Origin of the sequence: Bradyrhizobium niftali (genome assembly GCF_004571025.1) — a bacterium.
In the GTDB taxonomy this organism is placed as follows: Bacteria; Pseudomonadota; Alphaproteobacteria; order Rhizobiales; family Xanthobacteraceae; genus Bradyrhizobium; species Bradyrhizobium niftali.
This window is the reverse complement of sequence record NZ_SPQT01000006.1, coordinates 168,388-182,082: the sequence shown is the minus strand read 5'-3', so window position 1 is coordinate 182,082 and position 13,695 is coordinate 168,388. Positions and strand designations below refer to the sequence as shown.

15 protein-coding genes are annotated in these 13,695 nt (G+C 63.6%); 10 read left to right on the top strand and 5 right to left on the bottom strand.

The window, feature by feature from the left end:
* Window position 1: 1 nt before the first annotated feature.
* The gene (locus E4K65_RS14440; RefSeq protein ID WP_167770808.1) at window positions 2-961 is read right to left on the bottom strand and encodes an NAD-dependent epimerase/dehydratase family protein; all 960 of its coding nucleotides are present in this window, start codon (window positions 959-961) and stop codon (window positions 2-4) included.
* Here E4K65_RS14440 and E4K65_RS47200 point away from each other — a divergent pair.
* Window positions 960-1,130: a hypothetical protein gene (locus E4K65_RS47200; protein WP_167770807.1), complete on the top strand. Its 171-nt coding sequence runs from the start codon at window positions 960-962 to the stop codon at window positions 1,128-1,130. The genes E4K65_RS14440 and E4K65_RS47200 overlap by 2 nt on opposite strands.
* The gene (locus E4K65_RS14435) at window positions 1,127-1,927 is read left to right on the top strand and encodes an FkbM family methyltransferase (RefSeq protein ID WP_135174729.1); all 801 of its coding nucleotides are present in this window, start codon (window positions 1,127-1,129) and stop codon (window positions 1,925-1,927) included. Before E4K65_RS47200 ends, E4K65_RS14435 begins: the two co-directional genes overlap by 4 nt.
* A gap of 28 nt (window positions 1,928-1,955) precedes the next feature.
* Here E4K65_RS14435 and E4K65_RS14430 read toward each other — a convergent pair whose 3' ends face one another.
* From E4K65_RS14430 to E4K65_RS14420, 3 genes are all read right to left on the bottom strand, one after another.
* Window positions 1,956-3,110, bottom strand: a complete 1,155-nt coding sequence (locus E4K65_RS14430) for a phytanoyl-CoA dioxygenase family protein (RefSeq protein WP_135174728.1) — start codon at window positions 3,108-3,110, stop codon at window positions 1,956-1,958.
* A 90-nt stretch (window positions 3,111-3,200) separates the two neighbouring features.
* Window positions 3,201-4,394 carry a UDP-N-acetylglucosamine 2-epimerase gene (gene neuC, locus E4K65_RS14425; protein ID WP_135174727.1) on the bottom strand — a complete coding sequence of 398 codons (1,194 nt, stop codon included), beginning with the start codon at window positions 4,392-4,394 and terminating at the stop codon, window positions 3,201-3,203.
* Window positions 4,391-5,137, bottom strand: coding sequence for an acylneuraminate cytidylyltransferase family protein (locus E4K65_RS14420; RefSeq protein WP_135174726.1), 747 nt, complete (start codon window positions 5,135-5,137; stop codon window positions 4,391-4,393). Before E4K65_RS14420 ends, neuC begins: the two co-directional genes overlap by 4 nt.
* A 178-nt stretch (window positions 5,138-5,315) precedes the next feature.
* Between E4K65_RS14420 and neuB the strand changes: the two genes are divergently transcribed.
* From neuB to E4K65_RS14380, 8 genes are read left to right on the top strand one after another with little or no spacing between them, the layout of a single operon-like run.
* The gene (neuB, locus tag E4K65_RS14415; protein ID WP_135174725.1) at window positions 5,316-6,398 is read left to right on the top strand and encodes an N-acetylneuraminate synthase; all 1,083 of its coding nucleotides are present in this window, start codon (window positions 5,316-5,318) and stop codon (window positions 6,396-6,398) included.
* Window positions 6,395-7,036, top strand: a complete 642-nt coding sequence (locus E4K65_RS14410; protein ID WP_135174724.1) for an acetyltransferase — start codon at window positions 6,395-6,397, stop codon at window positions 7,034-7,036. The genes neuB and E4K65_RS14410 overlap by 4 nt, the downstream gene beginning before the upstream one ends.
* On the top strand, window positions 7,033-8,073 hold the full coding sequence (locus E4K65_RS14405) for a nucleotidyltransferase family protein (protein ID WP_135174723.1): 1,041 nt from the start codon (window positions 7,033-7,035) through the stop codon (window positions 8,071-8,073). The genes E4K65_RS14410 and E4K65_RS14405 overlap by 4 nt, the downstream gene beginning before the upstream one ends.
* Window positions 8,070-8,882 carry an SDR family oxidoreductase gene (locus tag E4K65_RS14400; protein ID WP_135174722.1) on the top strand — a complete coding sequence of 271 codons (813 nt, stop codon included), beginning with the start codon at window positions 8,070-8,072 and terminating at the stop codon, window positions 8,880-8,882. The genes E4K65_RS14405 and E4K65_RS14400 overlap by 4 nt, the downstream gene beginning before the upstream one ends.
* Window positions 8,883-8,919: 37 nt before the next feature.
* A complete protein-coding gene (locus tag E4K65_RS14395) occupies window positions 8,920-10,101 on the top strand; it encodes an N-acetyl sugar amidotransferase (protein ID WP_135174721.1) in 1,182 nt (393 codons plus the stop codon).
* Window positions 10,102-10,150: 49 nt separating this feature from the next.
* Window positions 10,151-10,789, top strand: a complete 639-nt coding sequence (gene hisH / locus E4K65_RS14390) for an imidazole glycerol phosphate synthase subunit HisH (protein WP_135174720.1) — start codon at window positions 10,151-10,153, stop codon at window positions 10,787-10,789.
* Between the two features lie 5 nt (window positions 10,790-10,794).
* The gene (locus E4K65_RS14385) at window positions 10,795-11,571 is read left to right on the top strand and encodes an imidazole glycerol phosphate synthase cyclase subunit (RefSeq protein ID WP_135174719.1); all 777 of its coding nucleotides are present in this window, start codon (window positions 10,795-10,797) and stop codon (window positions 11,569-11,571) included.
* Window positions 11,572-11,575: 4 nt separating this feature from the next.
* The gene (locus E4K65_RS14380; RefSeq protein WP_135174718.1) at window positions 11,576-12,235 is read left to right on the top strand and encodes an LbetaH domain-containing protein; all 660 of its coding nucleotides are present in this window, start codon (window positions 11,576-11,578) and stop codon (window positions 12,233-12,235) included.
* A 62-nt stretch (window positions 12,236-12,297) separates the two neighbouring features.
* On the opposite strand, the gene E4K65_RS14375 is transcribed toward E4K65_RS14380, so the two are convergent.
* A complete protein-coding gene (locus E4K65_RS14375) occupies window positions 12,298-13,527 on the bottom strand; it encodes an aminotransferase class III-fold pyridoxal phosphate-dependent enzyme (RefSeq protein WP_235885638.1) in 1,230 nt (409 codons plus the stop codon).
* Window positions 13,528-13,695: the final 168 nt, after the last annotated feature.

Genomic DNA, 13,695 nt, shown 5'->3' with positions numbered 1-13,695 from the left:
CTCAGCGGGCTGAGATATTTCGCAGCCACGCGACGGTAGCCGCGACGCCTTGCTCCATGTCGCAGGGAAGCGGGCCGCAAACCGCCGCGGTCGGCGTGAGATCGAATTGATACTGCGTGAGCACGTTGTTGAGGCGGAACGAATTGAACGGAAACCGCTTCAACCCGATCGCGTTAACCGCGTCGCCGCAGAACGCAAGCGTCCGGGCGACGCCGGTCGGCAGATGCGGAATCGGGCGCGAACCGAAGTCGCGCTGAAACGCATCGCACCATGCGATAAGATCGATCGGTGTGTAATCGGCGAGATAGAACGTCCGGCGATGGATCTGTTCCGCCGGCACGCTCAGCAGACGCCAATACTGGAAGGCGATGTTCTCGACATAGCTGTACGACTTCCAGAGCGGCCCGTGCCCGACGTGGAAATAATGGCCGCGCTCGATCATGTGTAGGAAGCGCTGATAATGCGCGCTCATTCCGGGGCCCCAGACGGTTGTGGGGCGCGCCAGGCACCATTCCCGCCCTGCGCCGTCAGAGCTGCGGACGATCTCCTCGGTGCGCACCTTGCTCTTTCCGTACAGCGTGTCGGCCTGATAGTCGGTGTCGCTGGTCGGCACATAACCGACCCGGCAGACGAGCTGCGATGAGGTCCAGATCGCGCGCCGCACTGAAGGCGTCTGCCGCACGGCCTGGACCAGGTTTTCCACACCCTCGATATTCGCGGTGTAGCCAGAAAGGTCGGTCTTCTCGTCGAGATCGATGCGCGCGGCAAGATGGACCACTGCGTCCGGTGCGGCGCCGGTCACGGCCTTCGTCAGACGATCGGCATCCAGGATGTCGCACACGATGTCGGTCGCATCGGCCGGAACCTTGTCGAGCCCCACGACTGCGCAATGCTCAGTGCGCAGCCGTCGCACGAGTGCCTGGCCGATGAAGCCGGAGCTCCCGGTCACGAGGACTTTCATGCAGATGTCGCTGTCCCTGCCGATGGGGCGGTCGCTTGACCGGGTTGCCATGCTGATCTACCAAACTGACCGGTCGATTGCAAACTGCGGCAAGTCCATCGTGCGTCGAGGCATTTTGCGATCGGTATCCTTCACCCCGGCTCTTGCCCAACCGGCGCACGCTTCATGAAGGCATTCGTCTCAACCGCGTTCCAGGCCATCAACCGCGTCCTGGAGCCGATCGGGCTGCGCCTGATGCGCACCAACGCGCCGGTCCGGAACTTCGCGCTGTTCTTCAAGCACCTGAAGTCGCTGGGCTTCGAGGTGAAGACGGTGATCGACGTCGGCATCGCGTTCGGCACTTCGCCGATCTACGACGCATTCCCGCGCGCGAAGTATTTTCTGGTCGAGCCGGTGGCTGAATGCCGTCCTGTGCTCGAGCAGCTCAAGCAGCGGCTCGACGCCGAATATTTTCTGGTCGCTGCCGGCGCCGAGAACGGCGATATCACCTTCAACGTCCATGATGATATCTCGGGCTCGAGCATCTTCGCACAGGTCGAAGGCAAGGCACTCGACGGCGTGGCGCGCAAGACGCCGATGCGCCGGCTGGATTCATTATTGCCGGAGAAGCTGGAGCATCCGGTATTCATCAAGGTTGATACCCAAGGCGCCGAGATCGAGGTGTTGAAGGGGCTCGGCTCGCGCATCAACGACATCGACCTTATGATACTCGAGGCCACGATGATGCCGATGCGCCATGGCATTCCGCAATTCGCTGACATCGTGCGCTTCTGCGACGAAGCGGGGTTTGCGGTCTATGACGTGCTCGAGGGCCACATGCGCTCGCTGGACGGCGCGCTCGCCCAGATTGATCTCGCCTTTATCCGCAAGGACAGCCCGCTGCGCAGCCAGTCGGCCTATTTCAGTCCCCAGCAGCTCGCGGACTATCTGGCGCGGCCGAGCAAGCTGCGTGGCGCGAAGGGCTGATCGCTCGTTACGTCGCTGGGGCGCGCCCTCAGATTTCGGCGAGCAGGATGAACAGGCAGCGGCGCTCCCCCTTGTTTACCATGCCGCCGCGGTGCATGCCGTTGCCGTCGAACAGCACGCAATTGCCGTAGCTCGAGGTCGCTGCGAAATGTCCCTCGCGCAGCGGCGCCACGTCGGGCGAATTGTCCTGTAGGTCGCCGCCGAAATCCGCCTTCTTGCGCAGGAACTCCGGCAGCGCCATGAATTTCTTGCGCGCGTCGGGGCGCCGGCCCGAGAAGCCGCTGAAGTCGTTGGTGCGGCGCACCATGCCTTCGAACCAGCCGATCTTCGCATTCTGGCTGCCGCGGACATAACAGAACGGTCCGCCGTCAGGGCCGATGTCGTGAACGTAAATCGCGCATTTCAGCATGCCGTAGGTGGCATCTATATGCAGGTAGCTGCCCCAGGGATCGGGAAGCTGCGTGTCCGGGAACACCCGCTTCCAAAAAGCGAGGTCCTGGTCGTTGATCTGTGCATTGATGTGCTTCACGCCGGCCGGGCGCCCGAGATAGGCGCTCGCAGCCTCCATGATGCCGTAGCGCTTGAAAATATTCTCCACTGCCGCGAAGGCTTCCGGATCGGCCGAGCGCGTGCACCAGTAGACGTTGTCGTCGAACTTACGCTTCTCGGGCGGAATGCCGGCCCGACGCTCATCGAGCTTGGCAAAGCCTGGATTGGTGACGCTGCGGATCTTGTCGATTTCGTCGGACTTGAGATTCAGGCAGACGATGCCGTCGGATTTGATCCTGTTGAGCAGCGCCAGGTTCGCCGGCTTCGCAGGCCGGCGCGCGCCGGTCAGCGTGCCGATCGCGCGGCTTGCGCGGATGCGTGCATACATCAAGATGTAGCGCAGCGCCGTCTTTGCATTAAGGCCGCTGAAGTCGGCTTCCTTGGTCAGAAGCGGCATGTTGTCGTAGTCGACGATGCGGCGGATGGTGACGAAGGCGAACGTGCGCAGGAACACGTTCAGGGCGTAAAGGCGCTCACGGAAGGTCGGCTTAGGCAGCATGCCGCCATAAGCCGGATGCGCGTCGTAGTCGATCGCGGGAAGCGTGGTGCCGCAATAAGGCGGAATCGGAAGTTCACTAATCTCGACGGTGCGTGCCACCGGCGTCATGTCGGAAAGTGAATCGATCGTCGTCATGTCGCGTTCCCCCGGAACGTGCGCGGTTCGTCTCAAGCTCGCCCCGATCTATACAACCTGCGGCGCTGCGTAGGCAACAATGGAGGCCAGTTATCCGGTCGTTCCAGGGGGGGACGAGGACGCCGCTAAATCATGGAAATGTTTTGGGAAAGCGCGCTTCGGGTCGATCTTTCGAAGGGTACTAGCGATGGCTTCGGACGCGCCGCCGCGTCCATAGGGGGGCACTTGGGCCGGATCGGGCTGGAACCGGCCCTCGAAGATGTGGCGGAGGCTTCCCAGGATGGCCGCCGAATCGGCGGGGCAATCGATTATCGAGGCGGCGCGCAGCCGGCCCTTCTGGCGATCGCCAATATTGATCGTGGGCACGCCGACGGCCGGGGCTTCGAGGATACCGCTGGAGGAGTTGCCGACCACGGCATCTGCAAGCCGTAGCGCGGCCCAATAGCGCTCGCTGCCTAGCGAGGCGAAGAGATGGGCGCGATTGGGTCGCGCCGCGACGAACATCCTGATCGCATCGTCAATGGCGCGATAGCCGGGATCGGCGTTGACACCGGTGAAGATAATGCTGCGGTCCTCAATGTCGGCAAGCGCGCCGAGGAGGGCAGTGACGTTGGCGGCATCGGCCTCGGGCTGCGCCGTGGTCGGGTGCAGCGTTACCAGCAGGAAGCTCTCAGGACCGCCGATGCCGAGCTTTGCGAGCAGCTCGGCGCGGGTCAGCGTCCCTGCGGTCTCCGCAAGATCGAGACCGGGCGCGCCGACGTTGAAGACAAAATCCGGCTGTTCGCCCATCTGGATCACGCGCTGCCGATACGGTTCGGCCGCAACGAAATGCAGGCAGGCCATCTTCGTGATGGCGTGGCGGATCGCATCGTCGAAGGCGCCGGCGGTGATCTCGCCGCCATGGATGTGAGCGATCGGGATGTTCAACAGCGTCGCCGCCACCGCGGCGGCCAGCGCCTCGTAGCGGTCGCCGAGCACGACCAGAATATCGGGCGCAAGCTTCGGGAGCACTTCGGCAAAGCCGGAAACGCCGATGCCGGTACCGCGCGCCACGGTCTCGGCGCGATCGTCGCTCAGTTGCAGATCGACCTTCGCCGCGATCGAGAAGCCGTCGGTCTCGATGGCTCGCCAGGTCTCGCCGAAGCGCGGCACGAGATGCATGCCGCAGGCGATAATGCTGAGCGAGACGTCATCCATCTTCTTCAGCCGCGTCAGGATGCCCCGCAGCAATCCGTAGTCGGCCCGCGAACCGGTGACGACGGCGATGCGGCGGCTTGCGGTCATGCGGATCTCCGCCATGGCGACGTGTCGATCATGCCGTGCTCGACGACGTAGGATGCGTAGGCGAAATCGGCAGCACTCTCGATCTCGATCGAGTGCAGGCGGTCCATTATGATGCCGTAGCTCGCGGAGGAATCGGCGTAGATCTTCCGGTGCTTGCGCATCGCATCCCAGCCGATGAGATAGAGCGCGCCGTTCATGGTGACTTCAGGCGCCTGATCCTGCCGCCGCTGCGCCGTCGTCTTCAGCACCTTCTCGACGATGCCGCCGATTGAGCCATCCGCGCCCAGGTTCCCGACGAAGATCGAGGCCACCTCGGTCTCGCGCATGCCGACCACAAGGCTCGCCTTGCGCATGGCGAAGAGTTCGACCGCCTCGTCGAAATGTTCCGGCCGCGCGAAAGGCGACGACGGCTCCAGCAGCATGATAGCATCATAGCGCCGGCCCTCATGCGTCTCGATCCAGTCCATGGCGTGGAGTACCACGTCGTTGGAGGAGGCTGTGTCGCTTGCAAGCTCGGCAGGGCGGTCGAACAGTACCTCCGCGCCATGGCGCGTCGCCTCGGCCTGGATCTCGGCGCTGTCGCTGGAGACGATCAGACGCGCGCAGTAGCGCGATTGTCGTGCAGCCCGTGCCTTGTAGCCGACCAGGCTGAGGCCGCCGATCTCGCGCAGGTTCTTGCCGGGCAATCCCTTGGATCCTCCGCGGCCCACCAGCAGAAACAATATCTCCGGCGAATTCGTCATTTGCTCTCGACAAGCCCGCTGTCAGCGCCGAACAGGTACCGGCACGATTCGTCTCCGGCCAGGGGGCCGGGAACGGCACGAGCCGCCTGCTTCCGTTGCTTTTACCAGCGTGCTCGACTAAGACAACCGCTTGATGGATGGCGATTGTGACCGCCCCCCGTGCCAGCGACGAAAGCACATGCATCGCCGAACCCTGATCATTGCCGAGGCCGGTGTTAACCACAACGGCGATCGAGCGCGGGCCCTCGAATTGGTGAAAGCCGCGGCCCGGGCAGGGGCCGACGTCGTAAAGTTTCAGTCGTTTCGTGCCGACAGGCTGGCGACCGCAGGCGCCGCCAAGGCGAGCTATCAACAGGCGGCCACCGGCAACGCGCAATCACAGCTCGAAATGCTGCGCGCACTCGAACTCAGCGAGGACGACGAGGTGAATGTCGCCGCGGCCTGCGCCGCCGCCGGCATCGCCTACATGTCGACTCCGTTCGATGCCGACAGCGCCACGCATCTGGTTCGCCGAATCGGCGTCTCTACACTGAAGGTGGGATCGGGCGATCTCACCAACGCGCCGCTGCTGCTGCAGCTGGCGCGCTTCCAGCTGCCGATCATCCTTTCGACCGGCATGGCGACGCTGGCGGAAGTGGAGCAGGCGCTCGGCGTCATCGCCTTCGGCTATCTCGCCGACGCGCGTGCACAGCCGTCGCCGGCCGGCTTTGCAAACCTGCTGCTCGACCGCGAGACCTGGACTGAGCTGCGCGCCAAGGTCACGCTGCTGCACTGCACTACCGAGTATCCGGCCGATCCTCATTCGATCAATCTGCGCGCGATGGCGACGCTGCAAAACGCATTCGGGCTTCCGGTCGGCTTTTCCGATCATAGCCGCGGCATACATGTCCCGGCAGCCGCGGTCGCGCTCGGCGCGGCCGTGATCGAAAAGCACCTGACGCTCGATCGCGATCTGCCAGGGCCCGATCACCGCGCCTCGATCGAACCCGACGAGATGGCCGCGATGGTTGCGTCGATCCGCGACGTCGAGGCCGCGATCGGCGACGGCCGCAAGGTGCCCGCGCGGGAAGAGATTCCAAATCGCGCGGTGGCAAGGCGAAGTCTTGTTGCGATCCGCGCCGTCCGCGCCGGCGAGCGCTTCACGGAGGATAATCTCGGCGTCAAGCGGCCCGGCGACGGTATCGCGCCGATCGAATACTGGGACTATCTCGGTAAGATCGCGCAACGCGACTATGCCGCCAACGAGGCGCTGGAGCCATGAGCCTGATCGTGCTCTGCGCCGGAGGTCATGCTCGAGTCGTCATCGAAGCCTTGCGGAGCCGTTGCATGCGTCCGGCCGCGGTGGTGGATCGCGACACCACATTAGTGGGTGGGCTGGTGAGCGGGGTCCCGATCACCGGACCCGACGAAGACGTCCTGAAGATGAGCGTTGGGCAAGTCGAACTCGTCAATGGCCTGGGCAACCGCGCCTCGCGCGCCGATTCGGGGCTGTCCGGGCGGCGTGAGCTGTTTGGCCGCTTCGCCGCCCTAGGCTACAGGTTTCCGGTGATCTCGCATGTCTCTGCGACGATAGCCTCCGATGCAACGCTCGGCGACGGCGCCCAGGTGATGGCGGGTGCCGTTGTCCAGCCGGCCGCGCGGCTTGGGCGGAATGTTCTGGTTAATACGCGCGCAGTGGTGGAGCATGACTGCATCGTGGGCGATCACACCCATGTCGCGCCGGGGGCAGTGCTGTGCGGCGGCGTCTCGATTGGCGAGGGCGCCCATATCGGCGCGGGCGCCGTCATTCTGGGGCGCCTCAGCGTGGGAGCGGGGGCCGTTGTTGCCGCGGGCGCCGTGGTTGCAAGGAATGTCGGGGCCGGTGCCTTCGCCGGCGGCGACCGGATTGGTTCGCGATGAAAGAGATATTCGCTGTCAGTGAAGATACGCCCCTGATCGAAACGCTGCGGCGGATCGATCAGGGCCATTTGCAGCTCGCCGTGGTCGTACGCGACGGCAGGATCGTAGGCACCGTCACGGACGGCGACGTGCGGCGTGCGCTGCTCGGCGGCGTCGGGCTCGATGCTTCCGTCGATCTCGTGATGAACCGCAATCCGATCACGGCGTCGGTCGGCATCTCCAATCCGGCTGCGCTCAACCTGATGCGCAAGCATTCGATCCACCAACTTCCGATCGTCGATGCCGAGGGCAGGGTGGTCGAGGTCAAGCTGATCGACGACCTGGCGCTCGCGCAGCAATCCGACCACTGGGTGGTCCTGATGGCTGGCGGCCTCGGATCGCGGCTGAAGCCGCTGACCGACGACATACCGAAGCCCCTGATCCGGGTTGGCGACAAGCCGATCCTGGAGACCGTGCTCGGCGGTTTCGTCAAGGCCGGCTTCGGCAAGTTCTTCATCTCGGTCAACTACAAGGCCGACATGATCCGCGACTATTTCGGCGACGGCTCGGCTTGGGGCGTGGAGATCAATTATCTGCAGGAAAATGCGCGCCTCGGCACCGCGGGCGCATTGTCGCTGTTGCCCGAACGGCCGGCGCAGCCGTTTTTTGTCATGAACGGCGATCTGCTGACCACCGTGAATTTCGAGCAGATGCTGAAATACCATCGCGAGCATCAGGCGTTCTCCACCGTCTGCGTGCGCGAGCATTCGGTGACGGTACCGTTCGGTGTCATCGATTTCGACGACCATCGCCTGCTCGGCATCCGCGAAAAGCCGACGCAGAAATTCTACGTCAATGCCGGTGTCTATCTGCTCGATCCTGCCGTGCTCGATCATATCGACGCCAACGAGGCCGTCGATATGCCGACCCTGATCGAGCGAACGATCGCCGCCGGCGAGCCATCCGTGGTATTCCCGCTGCGGGAGTACTGGATCGATGTCGGCCGGCTCGATGATCTGCAGCGCGCCTCGGACGAGTTTCAGAGGATTTTCGGATGAGCACCGAACGTTCGCTCCGAGAGATGATGTCACTCGACGGGCGCGTCGCTGTCATCACCGGGGGCGCCGGTCATATCGGCCGCGCGATTGCAGGCGGCCTGGCCGAGCTAGGCGCTACGATCGCGCTGATCGATATGGCAGCGTCTGCCGGCAAGGAGGCCGCGGCAGGGCTCGCGAAGAGCTGGCCGGTCAAGGCAGAGATGTTCGACTGCGATTTCGAGCAGGGAGAAGCGGTGAAAGATCTGCCGCGGCGGGTGCGCGAGGCGTTCGGCGGCATCGACATCATCGTCAACTGCGCGGCCTTTGTCGGCACCAGCGGGCTTGAGGGATGGGCGGTCCCGTTCGAGCAGCAGTCGGATGCGACCTGGCGGCGGGCGCTCGAGGTCAACCTGACCGCGCCCTTCGTCCTGATCCAGGCAGCAGCCGAGGATCTGGCCAAATCCGGCCATGGCAGCGTGATCAATATTTCTTCGATCTACGGGCTCGCCGGGCCGGACTGGCGGCTTTACGAGGGAACCGCGCTTGGGAACCCTGCGGCCTATGCTGCGAGTAAGGGCGGGTTGATCCAGATGACGCGCTGGCTTGCGACCACCCTGGCCCCGAAAGTCCGGGTCAACGCCGTGGCGCCTGGAGGTGTGTTCAGGGCGACCCCGGAGCCGTTCTTGAGCCGGTATGTGGCCCGCACGCCGCTTGCGCGGATGGCTCGGGAGGACGACATGAAGGGCGCCGTCGCCTATCTGGCGAGCGACCTGTCGGCCTATGTGACGGGCCAGTGCATTGCGGTCGACGGGGGCTGGACGGCGTGGTAAGCCCGAATCAAATCAAGCAATCGCGAGAATCCCTGAAATGTTGAGTTGTAGCAAATGCTTGCTGCCAGAAACGGCTGAAGCGACATCGTTCGATGAATCCGGCTCCTGCAGCGTTTGCCGCCAGATCGAGGTCCGTGACACCCAGATCAACTGGGACGATCGCTACAAGCAGATGATGGAGCTGGTCGGCCAATACCGCGACAAGGGCCTTTACGACTGCATCCTGCCCTACTCGGGCGGCAAGGACAGCGTGTTCCAGCTCTGGTACGTCGTGCGCAAACTCGGCCTGAAGCCTCTGGTCGTACGCTTTGACCACTGGTTCTACCGGCCGCTGATCGAAGAGAACAACACCAGCGTGTTCAAGCAACTCGGCGTCGACGTGCTGAACTTCACGCCGAACTGGCACGTGGTGCGCGAACTGATGCTGGAATCGCTGAAGCGCCGCGGCGACTTTTGCTGGCACTGCCACACCGGCATCTATGCCCACACCATGCAGGTCGCGATCCGCTACGAGACGCCGCTCCTGATCTGGGGCGAGAGTCTCGCGGAATATCAGTCGTTCTATTCCTACGACGAGATGGAAGAGGTCGACGAGAAGCGCTTCAACCGCGCCATGAATCTCGGCATCACCGCCGACGACATGTACGAGTTTCTCGGCGGCCGTGTCGCCAAGCGCGACCTCTATCCGTTCGTCTATCCGCCGCGCAAGGAGCTGATGCGGATCAAGTGCCGCTCGGTGTGTCTCGGCAGCTACATCAAGTGGGACACCAAGAAGCACGTCGACATCATCAAGAGCGAGCTCGGCTGGAAGGGCCAGGAAGTCGAAGGCATTCCGCCGGAATACGACTACGAGAAGATCGAGTGCTTCTTCCAGGGGGTGCGCGACTATCTCAAATACATCAAACGCGGCATGGGCCGGACCAACCATCTCGCCAACATCGACATCCGCAACAAGCGCATGACCCGCGAGCAGGGCGAGGCGCTGGTACGTGAATTCGACGGCAAGCGGCCGCCGAGCCTCGATCTATTCCTCGATTATCTCCAGCTCACCGAGGAGCAGTTCCTGGGCATCGCGATCAAGCACGAGGTCAGCCCCTGGCAGTTCTCACCGAACACAGTCGAGCCGGGGCGCCGCATGCCCGACATGGACAAGTGGAACAACACGCAGGTGCCGTGGCCGAACCATCCGGGCGTCGAGATCGGCGGCGGCAAGGGATAGGCTAGCAGGAGCGAACAGGTGGCGCGTCGATGCGCCGGGGGAGCAGGCGATGTCAGGCGTAGCGATCGTCGATTACGGCATCAACAATGTGCGCTCGGTGAAGAACGCCGTCGAATATTGCGGCTTCGACCCGGTCGTGACCCATGAGGCGGATGCGATCGCGGATGCCTCCCACATCATCCTGCCCGGCGTCGGCGCGTTCGGCGATGCCATGAGCAACATCCGCGCCCGCGGCATTAACGAGATGCTGGAGCGCCATGTCCGCGAGAAGGGCAAGCCGTTCCTTGCGGTATGTCTGGGCATGCAGCTGCTCGCCAACACCTCCGAGGAGCATGCAGACGACGGCGTGGCCCATCGCGGGCTAGGCTGGTTCGATGCCGATGTCGCGAGGCTGATGCCGAACGATCCCGCGCTGAAGATTCCGCATATGGGCTGGAACATGGTGGCGAAGGAGCGCAACCATCCGATCCTGGCCAATATCCGCGACAGCAATCTGGCGTTCTACTTCGTCCACTCCTTTGCCATGCGCTGCAGGGACGCGGGGGACGTGGTCGGCTTCGCCCAATACGGCCAGCCGGTGACCGCGATCATCGCGCGGGACAATATCGTCGCCACGCAGTTCCATCCCGAGAAGAGCCAGGACACCGGGATCGAGCTGATGAGCAATTTCCTGCGCTGGAATCCCTGACGTCGATGCTGAAGAAGCGCCTGATCCCAAAATTCCTGCTGCGCGATGGCAGGCTAGTCAAATATGTTCGCTTCTTCGAGAACGAGCGCGCCGCCGGCAACCCGGTGACGACGGCGAAAGTCTATAACGATTACGGCGTCGACGAGCTGATCGTGCTCGACATCGTGCCGAGCGCGGCCTCGCGCGGCCGCGTCGTCGACATCATCGAGCGGATGTCGGAAGAGATCTTCATGCCGTTCACCGTCGGCGGCGGGGTCAAGACACTCGACGACGTCAACATGCTGCTGCGCGCCGGCGCCGACAAGGTGTCGGTGAATTCGGAGGCCGTGCGGCGTCCGGAGTTTTTGCGCGAGGCGGCGCGCACCTTCGGCGACCAGTGCATGACGGTCTCGATCGACTACAAGAAGATCAACCCCAACCACGCCAGCGTGTTCATCGACGGGGGTCGGGAGCATGTCGCGCTCGATCCGATCGAATGGGCGCAGCGCTGTGAGGATCTGCATTGCGGCGAGGTGCTGCTCGGCTCAATCGACCGTGACGGCACCATGAGCGGCTACGACTTCGATATGATCCACAAGGCCGCCAGCGTACTGAGCGTGCCGCTGATCGTCTCCGGCGGCTGCGGTTCGCTCCAGCACGCGATCGACGCGCTGGAGGCCGGCGCCTCGGCGGTCGCGATCTCCTCGATGTTCCTGTTCACCGATCACAGCCCGATCAAGCTGCGCAGCCATCTGCTCTCGCGCGGCCTCGACGTGCGCGCCAGCTCCTCAAGCAGGAACTAGCACCGTGCAGCTCTCGCTTGCCCGCAATGATCTCGCTCTCTATGTGCGCAAGCAGTTCGAGAACCTGTTCCCCGACGGCGCCGACCTCGGCGACCTTCCAAAATTCGTCGATCTCGCCCTCGGCCGGATCGATCACTGTTTTTCGCACGTAAGGCTGAAAGGGTTCTTTGCAAACGGCGAGGCGCGGTTTTCGCACTGGCACTCCGACCAGTACGCGATCTTCCTCTACTATCTCGCCAATTCGGTGTTTCGCGAGCGGCCCGGCCATCCCGTCGCCGACAAGGCCTATGCGCTCAACAAGGCGCTGCACGCGCTCGATGCGTTCTACGAGGTGGAGCTGCCCGACGTGTTCGCGGTCCAGCATCCGGTCGGCACCGTGCTCGGCCGCGCCAGCTATTCGGACTATTTCATTTGCTATCACAACTGCACGGTGGGGGCGAACCTCGACAACGACTATCCGTCGCTCGGCCGCGGAATCGTGATGTATGGTGGCAGCCGCGTCATCGGCAAGACTGCAGTGGGCGACAACACCTTCGTGTCGACAGGCGCGATCATCATCGATGGCGGTGCGCTTGCCGCCGACAGCATCTTGCACGGCATCTATCCGAAGGCTGCAAGGTCGCCGACATCGCGCAATGTGGTGCGCGATATTTTTGGAGTCTAGTCTTACCCGTTTTCTTGACGCGAACCGGTGCCCACTTCGCTTGAAAACGCTCTGGGATCTGATCAGGTCAACCGCTTGAATCCGGAATGCGCGACGGGGCCGCGCAGCAACTGCTTGACGGCCTTCTGGTCGACCGCGGTTCGCAAGTCGCGGAACACCTCGTTCACCGTTTCCAGGTAGCGATCGACGTGGGCGTCGGTGTGCGACCACATCGCGTAGAACGAGCCGGTGGCGAGGATGCCCCGGTCGAGCATCATCTGCGTGAACAGCGTGCGGACCTCCTGAGCGTCGGGCAGATCGAAGGCGAAATGGCCGAGCGGCGAGATGCCGGAGACGTGCAGCGGCATGCCGGTGGCCTGTGACGCCTCGGTCCAGCCCTTCTGGATCCGGCTGCCAATCCGCATCAGGTGCCGGGCGACGTTCTGTTCGCGATGCTTCCGTAAGGTGGCCAAGGCTGCGACCGGGCCGACGCGTTCGGTCCAGGCCGTCGAGCTGACGAAGGTCTCTTGCGCAGCGTCCATCACCGAGGCGCGGCCGACGATCGCGGCCATCGGAAAACCGTTGGCGATCGCCTTGGCGAACACGGCCATGTCGGGGGCGACGCCGTAGGCGAGATGCGCGCCGCCGGAGTTGATGCGAAAGCCCGAGGTCACCTCGTCGAAGATCAGCATGGCGCCGCAGCGGTCGGCGAGTGCGCGGATACCCTTGATGAAGGCCGGCTCGGGCTCGCTGGAACGCACCGGCTCCATCACGATCGCAGCGAGCCGCTCGCCATGGGCGGCGACGATCGCCTCGATCTCGTCGAGCTTGTTGAAGTGGAACGGATGCATCAGGCCGGCGAGCCCGCGCGGCACGCCCTTGGTGTCGAGGCCCGGCAGCAAATGGCCGTCGAGCGCGGTGGTCTCACCGAGATTGGCGCTGAGATACCAGTCGTGCCAGCCGTGATAGCCGCAGAATGCTACCATGTCGCGGCCGGTCGCAGCACGCGCGATACGGACCGCGATCGCCATGGCCTCGCCGCCGGCGCGGCCGAAGCGCACCATGTCTGCCCAAGGATGCAGCTCGACCAGGAGTTCCGCGAGCTCGATGTCCTCGGCGCAGTTCAGGGTCGACATCGAGCCCATGTCGATCGCGGTCTTCACCGCCGCATCGACATCGGGATCGGCAAAGCCCAGAATCGTGGCGCCGATGCCGCAATAGCTCATATCGAGATAGGTCTTGCCATCGAGGTCGACGACCTCGGCGCCCTTGGCCGATTTAAAATAAGTCGGCCACTGCTCTGGCAGGAACATTTCCGGCCGCTTTGAGAGCAGCTGCGTTCCGCCGGGCATTACCTTGCGTGCGCGTCGGTAGAGGCTCTGACCAGTTCCTGACATCATCGTCCATGTCGGCAGTGATTGATGTCTGGCTATCCGAAATGCCGGGCCCAGGCAAGCGGCCGACAACCTTAATTCGCCAGG

Excerpts from the sequence above, each read along its gene's own strand:
- E4K65_RS47200 (WP_167770807.1), top strand. The coding sequence starts at position 960 with ATGCAGATGTCGCTGTCCCTGCCGATGGGGCGGTCGCTTGACCGGGTT.
- E4K65_RS14440 (WP_167770808.1), bottom strand. The coding sequence starts at position 961 with ATGAAAGTCCTCGTGACCGGGAGCTCCGGCTTCATCGGCCAGGCACTC.
- E4K65_RS14435 (WP_135174729.1), top strand. The coding sequence starts at position 1,127 with ATGAAGGCATTCGTCTCAACCGCGTTCCAGGCCATCAACCGCGTCCTG.
- E4K65_RS14430 (WP_135174728.1), bottom strand. The coding sequence starts at position 3,110 with ATGACGACGATCGATTCACTTTCCGACATGACGCCGGTGGCACGCACC.
- neuC (WP_135174727.1), bottom strand. The coding sequence starts at position 4,394 with ATGACCGCAAGCCGCCGCATCGCCGTCGTCACCGGTTCGCGGGCCGAC.
- E4K65_RS14420 (WP_135174726.1), bottom strand. The coding sequence starts at position 5,137 with ATGACGAATTCGCCGGAGATATTGTTTCTGCTGGTGGGCCGCGGAGGA.
- neuB (WP_135174725.1), top strand. The coding sequence starts at position 5,316 with ATGCATCGCCGAACCCTGATCATTGCCGAGGCCGGTGTTAACCACAAC.
- E4K65_RS14410 (WP_135174724.1), top strand. The coding sequence starts at position 6,395 with ATGAGCCTGATCGTGCTCTGCGCCGGAGGTCATGCTCGAGTCGTCATC.
- E4K65_RS14405 (WP_135174723.1), top strand. The coding sequence starts at position 7,033 with ATGAAAGAGATATTCGCTGTCAGTGAAGATACGCCCCTGATCGAAACG.
- E4K65_RS14400 (WP_135174722.1), top strand. The coding sequence starts at position 8,070 with ATGAGCACCGAACGTTCGCTCCGAGAGATGATGTCACTCGACGGGCGC.
- E4K65_RS14395 (WP_135174721.1), top strand. The coding sequence starts at position 8,920 with ATGTTGAGTTGTAGCAAATGCTTGCTGCCAGAAACGGCTGAAGCGACA.
- hisH (WP_135174720.1), top strand. The coding sequence starts at position 10,151 with ATGTCAGGCGTAGCGATCGTCGATTACGGCATCAACAATGTGCGCTCG.
- E4K65_RS14385 (WP_135174719.1), top strand. The coding sequence starts at position 10,795 with ATGCTGAAGAAGCGCCTGATCCCAAAATTCCTGCTGCGCGATGGCAGG.
- E4K65_RS14375 (WP_235885638.1), bottom strand. The coding sequence starts at position 13,527 with ATGTTCCTGCCAGAGCAGTGGCCGACTTATTTTAAATCGGCCAAGGGC.